This is a genomic window from Actinoplanes sp. NPDC051405, from assembly GCF_055586185.1.
Window position 1 is genome coordinate 421,860 of the sequence record NZ_JBVJIR010000004.1, and the last position, 14,804, is coordinate 436,663.

At 71.8% G+C, this 14,804-nt stretch carries 18 protein-coding genes; 4 read left to right on the top strand and 14 right to left on the bottom strand.

The genetic code is table 11. The features are described from left to right. Position 1: 1 nt before the first annotated feature. The 3 genes from ACZ6S4_RS12500 to ACZ6S4_RS12510 are packed head-to-tail and all read right to left on the bottom strand — an operon-like array spanning position 2 to position 1,112. Positions 2 to 349: a nuclear transport factor 2 family protein gene (locus tag ACZ6S4_RS12500; RefSeq protein WP_465475033.1), complete on the bottom strand. Its 348-nt coding sequence runs from the start codon at positions 347 to 349 to the stop codon at positions 2 to 4. Continuing rightward, complete coding sequence (locus ACZ6S4_RS12505; RefSeq protein WP_465475034.1) at positions 346 to 795, bottom strand: SRPBCC family protein; 450 nt, start codon at positions 793 to 795, stop codon at positions 346 to 348. The genes ACZ6S4_RS12500 and ACZ6S4_RS12505 overlap by 4 nt, the downstream gene beginning before the upstream one ends. Next, entirely contained in the window at positions 792 to 1,112 is a 321-nt protein-coding gene (locus ACZ6S4_RS12510) for an ArsR/SmtB family transcription factor (protein ID WP_465475035.1), read from the bottom strand. The genes ACZ6S4_RS12505 and ACZ6S4_RS12510 overlap by 4 nt, the downstream gene beginning before the upstream one ends. Positions 1,113 to 1,266: 154 nt before the next feature. Here ACZ6S4_RS12510 and ACZ6S4_RS12515 point away from each other — a divergent pair, with 154 nt between their 5' ends. Then, complete coding sequence (locus ACZ6S4_RS12515) at positions 1,267 to 2,130, top strand: alcohol dehydrogenase catalytic domain-containing protein (protein WP_465475036.1); 864 nt, start codon at positions 1,267 to 1,269, stop codon at positions 2,128 to 2,130. 43 nt (positions 2,131 to 2,173) lie between these two features. Continuing rightward, the gene (locus ACZ6S4_RS12520; RefSeq protein ID WP_465475037.1) at positions 2,174 to 2,635 is read left to right on the top strand and encodes an SRPBCC family protein; all 462 of its coding nucleotides are present in this window, start codon (positions 2,174 to 2,176) and stop codon (positions 2,633 to 2,635) included. Positions 2,636 to 2,638: 3 nt separating this feature from the next. On the opposite strand, the gene ACZ6S4_RS12525 is transcribed toward ACZ6S4_RS12520, so the two are convergent. Then, positions 2,639 to 3,082: a nuclear transport factor 2 family protein gene (locus ACZ6S4_RS12525; RefSeq protein WP_465475038.1), complete on the bottom strand. Its 444-nt coding sequence runs from the start codon at positions 3,080 to 3,082 to the stop codon at positions 2,639 to 2,641. Between the two features lie 91 nt (positions 3,083 to 3,173). Between ACZ6S4_RS12525 and ACZ6S4_RS12530 the strand changes: the two genes are divergently transcribed. Continuing rightward, positions 3,174 to 3,758, top strand: a complete 585-nt coding sequence (locus ACZ6S4_RS12530; protein WP_465475039.1) for a TetR/AcrR family transcriptional regulator — start codon at positions 3,174 to 3,176, stop codon at positions 3,756 to 3,758. A gap of 52 nt (positions 3,759 to 3,810) precedes the next feature. Here the strand turns inward: ACZ6S4_RS12530 and ACZ6S4_RS12535 are convergent, their stop codons facing one another. The 8 genes from ACZ6S4_RS12535 to ACZ6S4_RS12570 all read right to left on the bottom strand — a co-directional run bounded on the left by ACZ6S4_RS12535 (position 3,811) and on the right by ACZ6S4_RS12570 (position 12,457). After that, entirely contained in the window at positions 3,811 to 6,759 is a 2,949-nt protein-coding gene (locus ACZ6S4_RS12535; protein ID WP_465475040.1) for a 3-keto-alpha-glucoside-1,2-lyase-like domain-containing protein, read from the bottom strand. A gap of 162 nt (positions 6,760 to 6,921) precedes the next feature. Beyond that, a complete protein-coding gene (locus ACZ6S4_RS12540; RefSeq protein WP_465475041.1) occupies positions 6,922 to 7,185 on the bottom strand; it encodes a hypothetical protein in 264 nt (87 codons plus the stop codon). A gap of 8 nt (positions 7,186 to 7,193) precedes the next feature. Further along, positions 7,194 to 7,604 carry a PPOX class F420-dependent oxidoreductase gene (locus ACZ6S4_RS12545; RefSeq protein ID WP_465475042.1) on the bottom strand — a complete coding sequence of 137 codons (411 nt, stop codon included), beginning with the start codon at positions 7,602 to 7,604 and terminating at the stop codon, positions 7,194 to 7,196. Positions 7,605 to 7,613: 9 nt separating this feature from the next. Then, a complete protein-coding gene (locus ACZ6S4_RS12550; RefSeq protein ID WP_465475043.1) occupies positions 7,614 to 7,931 on the bottom strand; it encodes a putative quinol monooxygenase in 318 nt (105 codons plus the stop codon). 40 nt (positions 7,932 to 7,971) lie between these two features. Further along, the gene (locus tag ACZ6S4_RS12555; protein WP_465475044.1) at positions 7,972 to 9,108 is read right to left on the bottom strand and encodes an alpha/beta hydrolase family protein; all 1,137 of its coding nucleotides are present in this window, start codon (positions 9,106 to 9,108) and stop codon (positions 7,972 to 7,974) included. Positions 9,109 to 9,183: 75 nt separating this feature from the next. Then, positions 9,184 to 10,437, bottom strand: a complete 1,254-nt coding sequence (locus ACZ6S4_RS12560) for a serine hydrolase domain-containing protein (protein ID WP_465475045.1) — start codon at positions 10,435 to 10,437, stop codon at positions 9,184 to 9,186. Positions 10,438 to 10,574: 137 nt separating this feature from the next. Further along, a complete protein-coding gene (locus ACZ6S4_RS12565) occupies positions 10,575 to 12,095 on the bottom strand; it encodes a hypothetical protein (RefSeq protein ID WP_465475046.1) in 1,521 nt (506 codons plus the stop codon). Next, positions 12,092 to 12,457, bottom strand: a complete 366-nt coding sequence (locus tag ACZ6S4_RS12570) for a PadR family transcriptional regulator (RefSeq protein WP_465475047.1) — start codon at positions 12,455 to 12,457, stop codon at positions 12,092 to 12,094. Before ACZ6S4_RS12570 ends, ACZ6S4_RS12565 begins: the two co-directional genes overlap by 4 nt. 78 nt (positions 12,458 to 12,535) lie before the next feature. On the opposite strand from ACZ6S4_RS12570, the gene ACZ6S4_RS12575 reads away from it, so the two are divergent. Then, positions 12,536 to 13,189 carry a hypothetical protein gene (locus ACZ6S4_RS12575; RefSeq protein ID WP_465475048.1) on the top strand — a complete coding sequence of 218 codons (654 nt, stop codon included), beginning with the start codon at positions 12,536 to 12,538 and terminating at the stop codon, positions 13,187 to 13,189. On the opposite strand, the gene ACZ6S4_RS12580 is transcribed toward ACZ6S4_RS12575, so the two are convergent. Together ACZ6S4_RS12580 and ACZ6S4_RS12585 are read right to left on the bottom strand one after the other, a co-directional pair. Continuing rightward, a complete protein-coding gene (locus ACZ6S4_RS12580) occupies positions 13,137 to 13,649 on the bottom strand; it encodes a copper resistance CopC family protein (RefSeq protein ID WP_465475049.1) in 513 nt (170 codons plus the stop codon). The genes ACZ6S4_RS12575 and ACZ6S4_RS12580 overlap by 53 nt on opposite strands. Beyond that, the gene (locus ACZ6S4_RS12585; protein WP_465475078.1) at positions 13,646 to 14,803 is read right to left on the bottom strand and encodes a Dyp-type peroxidase; all 1,158 of its coding nucleotides are present in this window, start codon (positions 14,801 to 14,803) and stop codon (positions 13,646 to 13,648) included. Before ACZ6S4_RS12585 ends, ACZ6S4_RS12580 begins: the two co-directional genes overlap by 4 nt. Position 14,804: the final 1 nt, after the last annotated feature.

A 14,804-nucleotide genomic window follows, 5' to 3' on the forward strand; every position in this document is an offset into this window, starting at 1 on the left:
CTCAGGGCAGGGGTACGACGTAGGAGTCGACCCGGGCGATGCGGCCGTCCCGGAAGGTGAACAGGTCGTTGAAGGCGAAGCGGAACGGGCCGTGGTCGACAGTGGCGCCGCGGCCCTCGCCGGTGGTGATGACGACCGGGCCGTCCTCATGGATCCGGTGGATGTCGAGTTCCGGGTGGCCGGTGAAGGCCGGGTTCTCGATCTCGCCGTCGAACTCGGTCTTGCCGCGGGTGGTCCGGTGGCCGTGGATGACCCACTCGACGTCGTCGGTGAGGGTGGCCAGGATGCGCGGGTGGTCGCCGGTCCGGAAGCCGGCGAAGTACTCCGCGACGAGGTCGCGCTGGGTCACGATGTGCTCCGTTCGGGGTGCCGCAGGTGGGTTTCGAGGGCTTCGAGGATCGAGGCGAGTCCGTCGGCCGCCTGGGTGGTGCGCAGCTCCGGAGGCAGCCGGCGCTGGTGGACGGTGAGGTCCGTGCCGGCGGCCGCCGGGCGGATGGTCACGGTGGTGCGCAGGCCGGTGACGGGCTCGTCGAACACCAGCTCGTGCGGCTCGGTGACGGTCACGTAGACGAACCGCAGCCGGCGCGTTGTGCCGTCGGGCGCGCGCGTGTCGAGGGCGAACTCTCCGCCCGGGCGCAGGTCGACGGTGACCGAGCCGGCAGGCACAGTCGCGTGTGATCCGCCCCAGAATGCCGCGATGCTCGCCGGTGAGGTGAAGGCCGCCCAGACACGGGCGGGTCCGGCCGGGAGGTGGCGCCGGGCGATCAGTTCGTCGCCGCGCAGGTCGGCGGTCACCGGCCGGCCCCCTCGTCGGTGAGGTGCTGTTCGAGGACGTCGAGCCGGTCGGCCCAGGTGCGGCGCTGGTCGTCGATCCAGGTGCCGAGCAGCGCCAGCTGGTCGGTGCGCAACCGGCAGGGGCGCCGGGTGCCCTCGCGGCGCTGCTCCACCAGGCCGCAGCGGCGCAGCACACCGACGTGGTGGGAGATCGCCTGCGAGGTCAGGTCGAACGGGGCGGCGAGCTCCCCCACCGTGGCGTCACTGCGCGCGAGGCGGGTCACCAGCGCCCGCCGGACAGGGTCGCCGAGAGCGGCGAAGGCGGAGTCGAGGTCCATGGCCCCACCTTAATGAAAACTGTCGTTTGCGCAAGCGATCGTTTTCATTTGCGATGGACCGGGCTGGACGGGCTTGGACACCGCTGAACCCTGGAGGCTGGACGCCGGCCCGACGAAGACTCCACCTCGAATCCCTTACGGAGGAGGAACTTCCATGGCCACCACGACCGAGATCGTTCTGCCCGGCATCGTCGAGCCCGAGCAGCTGCTCGTCCGCCGGCGCCCCACCCCGGCCCCGGGCCCCGGCCAGGTCCTCGTCGCCGTCGAGGCGAGCGGGGTCTCGTTCGCCGAGCAGCAGATGCGGCGCGGGCGCCACTTCGCCCAGCCGGCCTTTCCCTTCGTCCCCGGCTACGACCTGGTCGGTACCGTCGCCGCGGCCAGGCCCGGCGTGGACCCCGCGCCGGCCGGGCAGCGGGTCGCCGCCCCGACGAAGGTCGGCGGCTGGTCGTCCACCGCCCTGCTGGACGCGGCCGACCTGGTCCCCGTACCCGAGGGCATCACGCCCAGCGAGGCCGAGACCGTCGTGGTCAACGGCATCACCGCCTGGCAGATGCTGCACCGCGTCGCGAAGGTCCGGGCCGGTGCGACGATCCTCGTGCACGGCGCGAACGGCGGCGTCGGCTCGACCCTCGTGCAGCTGGCCCGGCACGCCGGCATCGGGGGCTCGGCACCTCCTCGGCGCGCAACCGTACGGCGGTCAGCGACCTCGGCGCGATCCCGCTCGACGACGAGCACAGCAGAACCGTCCTCGAGCACCGCGGCCGCGGTCTGCTCGAACTCCTGCGGGTCCCGGGTGACGAACCGCCCGTCTACCCCGACCACGGACCGCCCGGCCTGCCGGGCCTCCTGGACCCACAGCCGGGTCAGGGTCGACTTGCCGATGCCACCCGGGCCGTGGACCCAGAGCACAGCGACGGGCGAATCACCGGACAGAGCGGCCCGGTGGACACGGCTGGACCCCGCTGGACCCCGGTGCCCGCTTCCGGACGGACCGCGATCGGGCCGACAGTCGAGGTGAGCGACGGGCACCGGCCCGGCGCCGGCCCGCACAGGAGACAACCATGACCGGTACGCCCACACCCGCCATCGACGAGAACGCGCCCGTGATCGCCCGGCACAGCATCGTCATCCACGCCCCGCGGGAGGTTGTCTGGCGGGTGCACACGGACCTGGAGTCCTGGCCCGACTGGCAGTCCGGCGTCGGCAGCATGGAACTGCTCACGCCGGGGCCGCTGCGGCCGGGCTCGGCTTTCCGCTGGCACGTCGAGGGCCTGGACATCACCTCCACCGTCCGGCAGGTCGTGCCGCAGCACCGGGTGGTCTGGGGCGGCCCCGCCAACGGGATCGTCGGGGTGCACGTCTGGGAGTTCACCGAGCAGCCGGGCGGCGGGGTGCTGGTGCGGACCGAGGAGTCGTGGAGCGGGGCGCCGGTCGAGGCCGATATCCCGTACGCGCAGCAGGCCCTGGACTCCTCGCTGACCACGTGGCTGGACAACCTCCGGATGCGGACCGAAGCCTCCTGATCCTCAGGTGAGCTTGGTGAGGGCGGCCAGAAGTTCGTCGAGGTGGCCCCGGACCCGGGCGGTGGTGAGGTGGTCGAAGTAGTCGCGGGAGCTGACGATCCGGCCGTCGCGGACCCGCAGGACGAAGATGCCCGGCTGGACGAACGGCTCCCCGGTGCCGGCGACGGTGCCCTGATACTCGAACTCCGCGACGATGACCTCGGGATCGGCGGTCTCGTGGATGGTGATGTTCGTGGCCCGGCGGTGCAGCCCGGGACCGGCGCCGGCGGGCCGGAAGTGCTCACGAAGTTCGTCGCGGGTGCGCAATGCCTGGGCGCGCAGCGGGTCGAACGGGTGCCGGACGTCGGTCTGCTCGGCGTAGAGGGCGGGCAGCTCGTCCCACCGCTCCTCCGCGACACCGTGCACGAGGGCCAGGAAGACCTCGCGCGGGCTCAGGGGCCGGCCCATGGAATTCTCCTTGTCGTCGGCGACGCGATACGATCCGGAGTGCTCACTCCGACTTTACGGAGTCAGGACTTCGGAAAGCAAGGAGTTCGGCATGGACCGCACCGCAGGCGGGCGACCGCAACGCGTTGATGCGCGCGCCAACCGCGGCCGCATCCTGGACGTCGCCGACGAAGTCTTCGGCCGGGGCGGTGACACGGCGTCGACGGAGGAGGTCGCCCGGCTGGCCGGCGTCGGCATCGCCACGGTCTTCCGGCACTTTCCCACCAAGGCGGCACTGCTGCAGGCCGTCCTGGTGAGGCGGTTCGAAGGGCTGCGTGAGCAGGCCGAGGTGGCCTTGAAGACCGGAGATCCCGGCAGTGCGTTCTTCGATTTCTTCCGCCACCTGGTGGCCGACGCGGCGACGAAGATCGCCATCGGTGAGGCGTTGCTCGACGCGGGCGGCGACAGCGGCGGCGCGGCCGCTGAGGCGTCCAACGGGCTGCGCCGAGCCGTCGGCGCGCTGCTGCAGCGCGCCCAGCAGGCCGGCGCCGTCCGCGACGATGTCGAGCTGCCCGAGGTCTACGCCCTGCTGGTGGCGACCTCGCGGGCCGCGGCCCACAGTGGCCTCGACGAGGAGATCAGGGACCGGACGCTCGCCATCGTCTTCGACGGCCTCGCGCCCCGCGGGCAGGTATAGACAGAACCGGCCCCGGCGACATCGCCGGGGCCGGTCTCAGGGACGACTGTCCTCAGCGGACGGGTTCGATCCAGACGTTGCGGTACTGCACCTTGTTGCCGTGGTCCTGCAGGCGGATGGCGCCGGTGGCCGGGCCCTCCGGGATGTTGCCGCCGGTGCCCCGGGGGATCTCGACGTTGTCGTGCACCTTCTTGCCGTTCCAGACCAGGGTGACGCGGGCGTTCTCGGTCTTGGCGCCGGCCGCGTCGTAGCGGGCCGCCCGGAACGTGATGTCGTAGCTCTGCCACGTTTCCGGCGCGGTGGCGGCGTTCACGTCCGGGGGCTTGATCGTGTAGATCGCGCCCGCCTCGTTGTTGTCGAGCGTCGTGTCCCCGTACGAGTCGAGGATCTGGATCTCGTAGCGCTCCTGCTGGTAGACGCCGCTGTTGCCACGGTTCTGCCCGGTCACGTCTGGGGGCAGCAACGGAACCTTGAACTCGACGTGCAGTTTGTAGTCGCCGAACGCGTCCTTGGTGCGCAGGTCACCGCAGCACACCTCGGTCGCGCCGCCCGCGACGGCCGGCCATTGCGGGAGCCGCCCGTCCGTGTGCAGCCAGTTGTCCAGGCCGTGCCCGTCGAAGAGGGTGATCCGCTGCCCTGCCCGGCGCACGCTGATCAGGTCGAGGTTGACGTGTCCCGTGTCGAGGGCGTCGACCCGGTACTGGATCGTGTTCAGGCCCTTGCGCAGGGACAGCTTCTCCGTGGCGGTCGCCCACTCGTCCCAGGTGACCGTCGACGGCAGCGAGACCTGGCGGACCTTGCGCTCGTTGACGTGCACGCTCACCGTCTTGGTGCCGCTGAACGGGTTCGGACCGTTGGAGTAGCGCAGCCCGACCTCGTAGTCCCCGGCCTTGTCGACGGTGACGTGCATGGTGGTCGAGGAGTTGAGCGAGCCGAAGCCGGCCGCGAAGCCGATGCCGGAGTAGCCGCGGTGGTCCGTGGCCAGCCCGGCCCCACCCTCGCGGTTGCCCTCCTCGGCCTCGTAGTAGACCTGCTGCGCCTGCTTACCGGGAACCTCGTTCATCGTGTACCAGGCCTCGGTGCTCCACAGCGCCTCACCGTCACGGGCACTGAACGGGCGCGGCGAGCGAAGGTGCACCACGCGGTCCCGGCGCAGCCCGGCCACGGTCAGCGTGACGGTCTTCCGATCGCTGGAGACCTTGGCCGCGGTGACCGGCAGCGTCTCCTTGTCCACCTCGGGGCCGCCGTACTGCGCGGTGGCCGCGTACCGCCACTGCTCCACCTTGTACGCGGTCGGCAGCGCGGTGACGGTCGCGTCGGACAACGGCTTGGTGTATTCGATCTTGAAGCCGGTCTCGGTGGCCTTCATCGTCTTCATGTCGAAGACGTCCTTGCCGTTGGGGGTGAGCTTCTGCAACCCGAAGCGCAGCTTGCCCTCCTGGCCCCAGTTGCCCTCGGCGCCGAGCCCGCCGAGATAGATCGCGCCGTCCGGCCCGATCGACACCTCGTTGATGCCGGCCTCCAGGCCCTGGGTGTGCCGGAAGACCGCGCCCTGCTCCTGGCCGTGCACGGTTTCCAGGTACGCCCGCTGCAAGCCGCCGTAGGTGACGTCACCGATCAGCAGCTGCCCCTTGTACGGCCCCGACCTGAGCAGCACCGGCGTGCTCGGCGAGTTGGCGATCTGGTTCTGCGGCAGCCACAGCACCGGCCGGGTCACCGGCTCGGCGTCGAACGGGCCGTCCGGGTTGGTGTAATGGTTGTAGAACGCGCCCTGCTTGATCTTGAGCAGCTTGGACGACGGGAGCCAGCCACCCTGGTTGTCGGTGACGTAGAGGTCACCGCCGGGCCCCCAGCCGATCCCGTTCGGGGTGCGCAGACCGCCGGCCACCGTGGTCACCTTGCCGGTGCGCCGGTTGACCACGATGCTCGTGCCACGACCGCCGACCGGCTGCGGATCCGTGGTCGCGCCGCCGAGGTTGATCGACACGGACAGGTTCAGGTAGAAGTTGCCGTCCTTGTAGAGCAGGCCGAACGCGAACTCGTGGAAGTTGCCGCCGAACGGCCACACCGCCACCGTACGGCGGGTGTCGAGCACCTGGTCGCCGTTGGTGTCGCGCAGCTCGGTGAGCTCGTGCTTCTGGGACACGTAGACCATGTTGTCGACCACCGCGATGCCCATCGGCTCCTTGAGCCCGTCGGCGATCCTGCGGTACGTAACCTTGGCCGGACCGGTCCTGCCGGTCACCTTGTCGACCAGGTAGACCTCGCCGGCCACCTTGTCGGACCCGCCCCAGGTGCTGAGCACCATCTTGCCGTCGGGCCGCCAGGCGATGCCGGTGACCTGCGGCTCGAAGCCCGGCGGGCGCAGGTCGGTGAGGTCGTAGCCGGGGTGCACAGCGGTCAGCGGCAGCCCGTCACCGGGGGCGTCGGTGCCCGCGACACACTCCTTCTGCCCCGGCGCGGTCACCCGGACCACGCCGGCGTCGGTGCTCAGCGCACTGGTCGGCACCACCGCGAAGTCGTCGGCGCCCGGCGGCCGCCAGGCGAGGGTGAGCTGCTGGCCGCCGTTGCGCTCGAAGTGCTCGACCCGCACCGGGTGCACACCCGCGGTCAGGTTGATCGCACCGTCCTTGGGCTCGGCGCCGTGCAGGCCGTCATGGTCGACGACGAGGGTGTCACCGACCCACAACTTCGAGCCGTCGTCACTGGTGAGCCGGAACGTGTAGGCACCGTCGGCGGGCACGGTGAGATTGGCGAGCGCGTGCGTGACGAAGTCGTCCTCGAGCCCGAACTGCTCGGCCGTCGACCAGTCCACTGTGGGCATAAGTTTGTCCACATTGGGGGTCTGGCCGGGCTTGAGTTCGCAGACACGGTTGAGGGGCAGGCCGATGTGGTAGGTCCGCAGCGTGACGCCTGGCTCCTGGGGCGGCAGGTCGGCGGCATACGCGGGTGCGGCGGTGAATGTTCCGATGAGTAAGGCAGCCACTAGCAGACGTTTCACGGCGCTCCCCTGTTACCAGCTCACTTCAGAGACGTGAACATCCTGATCCACTTTCGACGCCGCGTCCATATCTTCTGCCGTATGTAATCCAACTTTCCACTCTGAAGACAAAAGTTTCCGCGCAGCCGACCCTGAGGGTCGGCTGCTTGGCGTAGAGGTGGGCTATCGGGCTCTCTCGGCCCAGACGTGGCCGCCTTCGACGCTGACACCCGGGACGCCGTCGAACATGCGCGCAGGGTCGGCCAAGCTTGCGACGCAAGCGAGCAGGTCGTCCCTGAGCTGTTCGCTCGCCGTCGTCAGGTCGTCGTCCTCTTCCGCCCAGTCGATGTCGGCTTGGCCGAGCCGCTGCACCGCGAGGGCGGCGACAACCTCCGGGTCCTCGATCGTGACGGTCAGCCGGCAGTGCACCTGCACGGACACCGGCACGCCAGGGCTCACTGCTCGCGCATCTTTCCCCAGCCGTGCCAGCGTTCGACCGTCATCAGCGCGCTCACCCGCGGGCTCTCCCTGTTCGGGTAGTCACTACCCATGTAGTGCCGGGCGAGCCGGTCGATGTCGCGAAGCCCCTCGTCCTCGGTGATGGATTCGACGCGGCCCTGGAGGCTGACGTGGGTGTACCAGTCGTCCTCGGCCAGCACCGTCAGGGAGATCCGCGGGTCCGCGCGCATGTGCTTGAGACGGGCCCGGGTCGCGTCGAGGCCCAGCAGCACGCGGCCGTCGTCCTCCAGCAGATACCAGGTGGCCACGGTCACCGGGCGGCCGTCGGCGGCCACCGTGGCCATGACGGCCGGGTTGGGGCGGCGGAGGAGGTCGAGGACGGCGTCGGGCATGGGCGGGGTCGGCATGTGACCAGCCTAGATCCGTCCTTGGTCCAGGCCCTTGGCGGCACCCGGGGTGAGGAACTCGACCCGGGTGCCGCTGAGCAGGGGATCCTTGCGCGTGTGGAAGTCCCGTACGTGTTCGGCCTGCTCGTGGGCCTGGAAGGCGTCACGGTCCCGGTACACCTCGTAGAACACCCGGGCCAGCGGCTCGCCCTCGACCGCGGCCGTGGCGTAGATCAGCGTGCCTGGTTCCCGCTCGGTGATCTGCCGTACCGCCACGGCGGTGAGCTCGTCGAAGCCGGCCGCCGCGGCCTCGTCCCGGCAGTCGAACCGCACCACGAGTGCGAACACGTTGACACCTCCGCGCGTCAGGGGGAAGACCACCTCCGCGTCAGGGGTGGAAGACCACCTCAGGATTGTGCCGGGTGGGGCCGTCCAGCACCGGCCGGGGCGCGCCACGCAGGTGCCGGTCGAAGAACGCGGTCACGTAGTCGCGCACGATGTGCGCCGTCCGGTCGCCCGGCAGGGGCGAGCCGGTGTCCGGGAGGCCGGCCCGGTCGGCCAGCACCGCGGTGTCGCTGAAGTCGAGGTGCCCGACGCCGGTGACGGTGAGCCAGCGCTTCCAGCCGTCGAGGCGTCGCCAGGCACAGTCCCACGTGCGGTCCGGGCCGCCGGGGATGTGGTCGGGCGTGCCGAGCAGCAGGAACGGGCGCCCGTCGAGACCGTCGACGGGGACCGGGGCGAAGAACGTGCCGTCCATGTTGATGCCGGCCCGGACGCGACGGTCGGCTGCCATGGTCGCCGACGCTGCGTTGCCGCCGATCGAGTGGCCCGCGATCCCGATCCGGGCCCGGTTGATCAGCGCCGCGTGGCGCCACGCCGGGCGGGCTCCCGTCAGCCGGTCGAGGACGAACGAGATGTCCTGAGCCCGCCCGGTGGCGACCCGGGCGTACCCCTCGCGTCCTTGACCTTCAAGTGACGTGCAGGCGGTGCAGGTGAGGATGCGGCCGCCGGGGAAGGCGGTGCCGGGTGACTCGTAGGCGTGGTCGACCGCGGCGACCACGTACCCCCGGCTGGTCAGTTCCTCGGCGAGGTGGGTGAGCGTGTGCCGGTGCAGGGTGAAGCCGGGCGAGAGCACCACGAGCGGATAACGGCCGCGGCGCGGTTCGGCTCCGGCGCGGGCGGCGGTACGGGTGGCGCTCAGCGCCTCCGGTGCGACGACGCCGTCGAGGTCCCGGTCCTCGAGGAACAGGCGGGCCTCGGTCGTGGTGAGGTACTGCGCCGGGCGGCCGGAGTGGGCCGTCGCCGGGTAGTACATCGACACCATCAGTTCTCGGGGACTGGCGGGCACCCACGGGTCGTGCCGGGACCGGTCGACCAGGTGCAGGACGTCCCGGCCGACGGCGTACGGCCCGGACGGCCGGGGCAGCGCGAAAGCGGTGTCGGCGGCTGATGAAGGCGATGGGGCGAGAGCGACAGCGGCCGTCAGCGCGACGGTTGCGAGAGCCCTCCTGGTGAAAGCGAACATGCAGCAAGCCAACCGGACCACACATGCCTGGCGCACTACCCCGCTGTGGAGTCCGGGGGTATACCGGGCACTACCTCAGCCGCCGGCGCCTGGCGGCGGGGTGGCCGGCGCACCGGCGACGGCCGCCTCCTGCCGCAGGAGGAGGTCCTGGAGCTGAACGTTGTCGTCGTTGCTGAGGGCGACACTCACCCAGCCGGTGTCCGGATAGATGCTCCAGTTGGCGCCGATGCCGGCCCCCGCGCCGCCACGACCGAACACCCACTGACCGTTGCTGATGCTGAGCGGCATCGTGTACCCGTGGAACGACGTGGGATCCGGGCCGGGCAGCTTGGCCCCCGCGAACAGGTCGGCGTAGGGCCGGCTCAGCACCGTCCCGTCCCGCAACGCTTCCGCGAACCGGACCAGGTCCGGCGCGGTGGCGAAGCCGTCGCCCGAGGCGTGGCCGATGAAGCTGCGGCCCGGATTCCGGCCGGCGATGGGCGGGAACACGCTGCCCTTGTCCAGATGACGAACGGCGTCCACCAGGCTGCCGTCGGCCTGCAGCATGTACGGGTGCGCGATGTGCTCGTCGGTGAGCCACTGCTCCCTGGTGTAGAACGCCGAGCCGGTCATGCCGCAGCGCCGGAAGACATGCCGGTGCACGTAGTCCCAGAACGTCGTGCCGGACACGGCCTCCACGATCTGCGCGGCGATGGCCAGGCCGACGCCGCCGCCGGGGCGGTGGCCGTTGGACCCCGCGCCGGGGACCCCCACCAGCGTCGCCTGCCGCGCCCACTGCCGGGTGTACTCGTGCACCTCCTCCCGGCTGTGGAAGACGCGTTGCCAGTCCGGCATCGGGGCGTCCAGCCCGGACGTGCTGGTGAGCAGGTGGTGGATGGTGACCTGGTCGGAGATCTCCCCGGGGAGGCCCGCCAGGTGCTTGCCCACCGGGTCCGAGAGCGACAGCCTGCCCCGCTGCACCAGCTGCAGGACCGCCACCGACAAGAACGGCTGGCTCGCCGAGGAGAGATTGAAGGCGATGCCCTCGTGGTTGCGGATCCCCTTCTCTCTGTCGGCCATGCCGTAACTGCGGGACAGCACCGTCCGGCCGCGGTACGCCAGCAGCACCACGCCGGAGAACTTGCCCTCGGCGGCGAGCTTGGCCACGTACCGGTCGAAGGCTCCGCCGGGCCGGGTGTCCGGCGGAATCCGGTCGCGCCCGGACGAGCCGGCGTGGGCGGTCCCGGCGCCGAGCAGCGGCGCACCGCCGGCCGCCGCACCGGCGGCGGCGATCCCGCCCCAGGCGACCAGCCGCCGCCGGTCGATGCCACGTGACGAGTCGGAGCCCATGATCTCGATCCTTCCGGTGGACGAACCTGATGTCGACGATGAAGCACTGTGGTCCGCGCTCCAGTGAAGACGAAAGGTTGTCGCACCGGCGTATGCGAATTTTGATACGCGCCCGATACCAGGCCGATTCGCCGGGCTCAGTCCGGGACGTGCAGGACGGCGACCACGCCGGGCATCGCCATCATCTCGGCCGCCAGCCCGGCGAACAGGCCAGGGCTGGCCAGCTCGACACTCCAGTGGCTGGGCAACTTCTCGGCGACCGCGGAGTCGACCCGGCCGTGGGCGCAGTAGGGGCTCAGGAAACCGGGCGCCCGCGGGTCCCCGGCGAAGCTCGGGCTGCCACCCAGACCCCGCCAGATCGCTGCCTGGGCCAGGTTGCGCTGGTCCTCGGTGGCCTGCCGGTCGATGAAGACCCGGGCCTGGTCGCTGGTCCGCGCGCTCGGCGGGTCCACAATGCCCGACGGCACCGTCGGCGTGCACGATCCCGGCCGCAGCTGCTCGGTGACCATCGTGTACAGGCCCAGGCCGGTGAGCAGCGACGCGACGGAGACCAGGGCGACGACCGCCCTCGGCCTGCGCCGCATCGCGTCCAGGCCCTGCGCGGCCTGCCGACGCCACTGCGGGAGCCGGCGCGGTGGCCGTTGCACCGCCGCGAGGAACAGGAGCAGGGCAGCCAGGACGCCGAACAGCACGGCCGGGGTCTTCATGGCGAAGGCCAGCCCCTGCCAGGCCGGCCCGGCGGTCTCGTCGGCCTGCCCGTCGGACGACAGCGTCAGCAGCGTGGCGGGGACGACGCAGAGCACGGCGAGCACCGCGCCGACGGCGGCCGGTGCGCCCATCCCGGGGTTGAGCTCCAGGCGGCGGCTCGCCCAGCCGGTCAGCAGCCAGACGAGGAACGCGCCGGGCGGAAAGCCGAGCCAGGTCACGGTCTTCAGCCACGACGGCGGCTCCTGCCACAGGAAGTACGTGGCGTTGCCGTCACCGTCGTAGGCCGGGCGTCCGGTCCAGTAGTAGTCGTTGAAACGTATCCCCAGGGCACCGCGGGTGGCGGTGAAGCTCTCGGCGCGGTCGGCCGCGTCGGCCCCCACGACGTCGGTCTCGTCCAGCGGCGGGTCGACGCCGGTCACCGTCCAGCCGGCGGCCTCCAGCCGGGCGCGGACACCGGCGGTGTAGGCGGCGACGTCCCGGGTGGCCGCGGTGTGCTTGACCCACGAGACGGCGTACCCGTACTCGATGCCCTCGCCGTCGCTCTGGCTGACCACCCTCGGGGCCTCGCCGCCGCCCCAGACCTGGAGCCCGGGGAACACCGTCGCGCTGATCCCGGCGGCCTCGGCGCCGGCCGGCAGCGGCTCGACCGCGTGCCAGCCGAGCCAGTTGGCCGCGCCGGCGCCGAGGCATCCGCCGGCCAGCGCGACGAACAGCGTCAGCACGACGATCCCCCGGCTCTTCGGCCGGCCGAGCCGGGCCCGGCTGCCGTGCCGGATCAGGTTGACGACCTCGCGCAGGGTCGGCCGGCGCCGCCCCGGCGGCGCGCATTCCACCAGCGTGTCCAGCAGTTCGTCGCGGCGCGGGCCGGGCGGATAGGCCCGCAGGAGCCGGCGGTACGCCCGCAGCAGCCGCCGATCAGCGGTGGTGGACGAGGTGACCAGGTCGTTCACCACGCCACCCGCGGGCCGGACCGGTGCGCGCCGGCCGGACCGAGCCCGAACCGCTTGAGCTGGCTGGTCGCCGCCTCGAGGCTGGCGCGCAGCCGCTCGGTCTCGGCGGTCAGCGCCGTCGCGCCCCGGTGGGTGAGCCGGTAGTAACGCCGGTTGCGCCCGTCGACCAGCTCCTCGCGGTCGACCTCGACCAACCCTTCAGCGGTCAGCCGGTCGAGCGCGGCGTACAGCGTGCCGGCCTGGAGCACCACGCGGCCGTCGGAAAGGGCGCTGGCCTCCTGGATCACGCCGTAGCCGTGCCGGGGCGCCGACGCCAGGGCGGTGAGGATCCAGAAGGTCGGTTCCCGCATCGAGGCAGCCATCAGCTCAATATAGAGATCATCTGAGTATCGGGCAAGGTACCCGGGAACCGGAGGCTGCCGGGCGACGACTATCCGATCATGAGCTCCGAGAGCCACAGCCGGACCGCCGGCACCCGGTACTGCCGGGCCAACCGGCACCGCGGCGCCTCCGCTCGCGGTGCGTTCGTCGCCCGGCACAGCCCTGACGGCATCGTGTTGACGCGAACCTGGAGTGCACCGGAGCCTGCGCCCGAGGTGAGGACGAAGTCGTGGCGCGGCTTCGCCGGGTTCGCGGTTGCCGCGGGTGCGCTGGTGACCAGCGTGGCCTTGTTGCTGGCCGGTGTGCCCGCCGGGCAACCGGAGACCGGGCCGTGTGCGGCCCGGACCTCGATCGAGGCGTACGCCGGTGGGCATCTGTTGCGGCTGCGGGCCGAGCCCGGTGCGGGCTCGGCCACGCTCGTGCATCTGTGCGCCGGCGACAGCGTCGGACGGGTGCGGTCGTGGGCGGTCAGCGTCGAGGGCGCCGACGGTACGGCCGCAGTGCAGCGAGTGGCCGAACGCGTGGCACTGGCATCCGTCCCCATAGGACTCGACGTCACCACGGTCGCCGTCACCATCGTTCCGGAATCGGGGCAGCCACTGGTCTTCACCACACGGGTGACGTTGAACGCAGGTTCGGCGGGTCGAGGTGGCCGTGACGTCAGGCTCGAACGCGGGCCCGGCGTCGCCATGACAGGTACAGCAGGATTGTGATTGCCACGACGAGCACACCCAGCCCGATCAGCAGAGCGGTCGACGTGCCTCCGGAGTCGGCCGGCGGTGCGGCCGCGGTCGTGGGCGCCGGGGGCAGGGCCGGGTCGGCGACGGTGAAGGCGTACGACCCCTGGGCCGTGTGGCCGTCCACCGAGACCACGCGGTAGGCGACCGTGTAGGTGCCGTTGCCCGGCGGCGGGTTGAGCGTCACCGTGCCGGAGCCGGCGTCGACAACGGGCGCCGAGGCGGCCAGGCGCTGCCGGGCGCTGTCGCTGACGACGATCGTGGTGAACTCCGGGTTCAGATGCTCACTGAAGGTCACGGTGACCGAGGTGGGCGCCTCGGCGAGCGTCGCGTCCCGGGCCGGGGCCGAGGCGGTCAGTTGGGCGTGCGCCCACGCCGGGCCGCCCGGTAGCAGCGCGGCGGCGAACGCGGCGAGGGTGAGCATGAGCTTCCTCATGTGAGCACCCGCTCGCCGATCCAGCCGCCTTCCGCGCAGCCCGGCGGTACGGCGAACACGGCCGAGCCGATCGGGGTGATCCATTCGTTCAACAGGTCCTTGTCCGCGAGGCGTTGCTGGATGGGCACGAACTGCCGGGCGATGTCCCGCTGGTACGCCGCGAAGATCAGCCCGGCGTCCGGGTGACCGAGAGCGTTGGGCACCCCGTCGTAGTTGTACGGCCGCCGCAGGATCTTCAGCGCCGGGTCGGTGACATGGGCCCGGGTGACGTGCGAGAAGTCCGGGATCCGGGGCAGCCCGGCGTCGTCGAGGGCGGTGAAGTCGGGCTCGTCGTGCTCCTGGGAGCCGCTCAGCGGGGCGCCCGAGTCGAGGCGCCGTCCGGTCGCGTTCTCCTTGTCGGTGACGGCGAGCAGGTCCCACTTCTCGATCTCGGCACGGATCCGCCGGACCACCAGGGTGGTCGAGCCGTCGGGGTTCCAGACCGCCGGATCGATCTCGGCGCCGCGCGGGTTGGCGGTCCCGTCGAGCTGGCCCAGCACGTTGCGCTGGGTGTGCTCGGGGGCCTGCACGCCGGGGCTGCGCCGGAAACCCTGCTGCACCCAGCGCACCGCCGCGAACGGCCGCGCGTCCTTGATGAGCATCCGCTGGGTGTGGGCGACCGTGAGCGGGTCGTCCGCGCAGATCTGCAGCACCAGGTCCCCGCCGGACCAGCGTTTCTCCAGCCGGTCGATCGAGAAGGCCGGCAGGTCCGCGATCGGGGCGCGCAGCCCGGCCGCGCGGTACAGGCCGGGACCGAAACCGAAGGTGACCGTCAGCCGGGCCGGCAGCACAGCCAGGGTGGCATCGGTGTCGCCCAGCGCCGCGACGCCCTGGGTGAGCCGGGCTGCGTCATCGCTGAGCAGGCGCAGCATCCGGGCCAGGACGCGCCGGTCGGTGCCGGCGGCCAGGGTGAACGCGACGAAGGCGGCGTGCGCGGGCGGGTCCTCGGCCACCCCGGCCTGGCGGGGGCCGTGGAACGCGACTGTGGCCGTACCCGTGTCCAGCGGTGCGGAGGCAGCGACCGGGACCGGCGCGGGGTCTCCGGTCGCGGCGACGGCGGCGACCGCGCCGAGGCCGGCGACGGCGCCCCCGGCGAGCAGGCGCCGCCGGCTCACC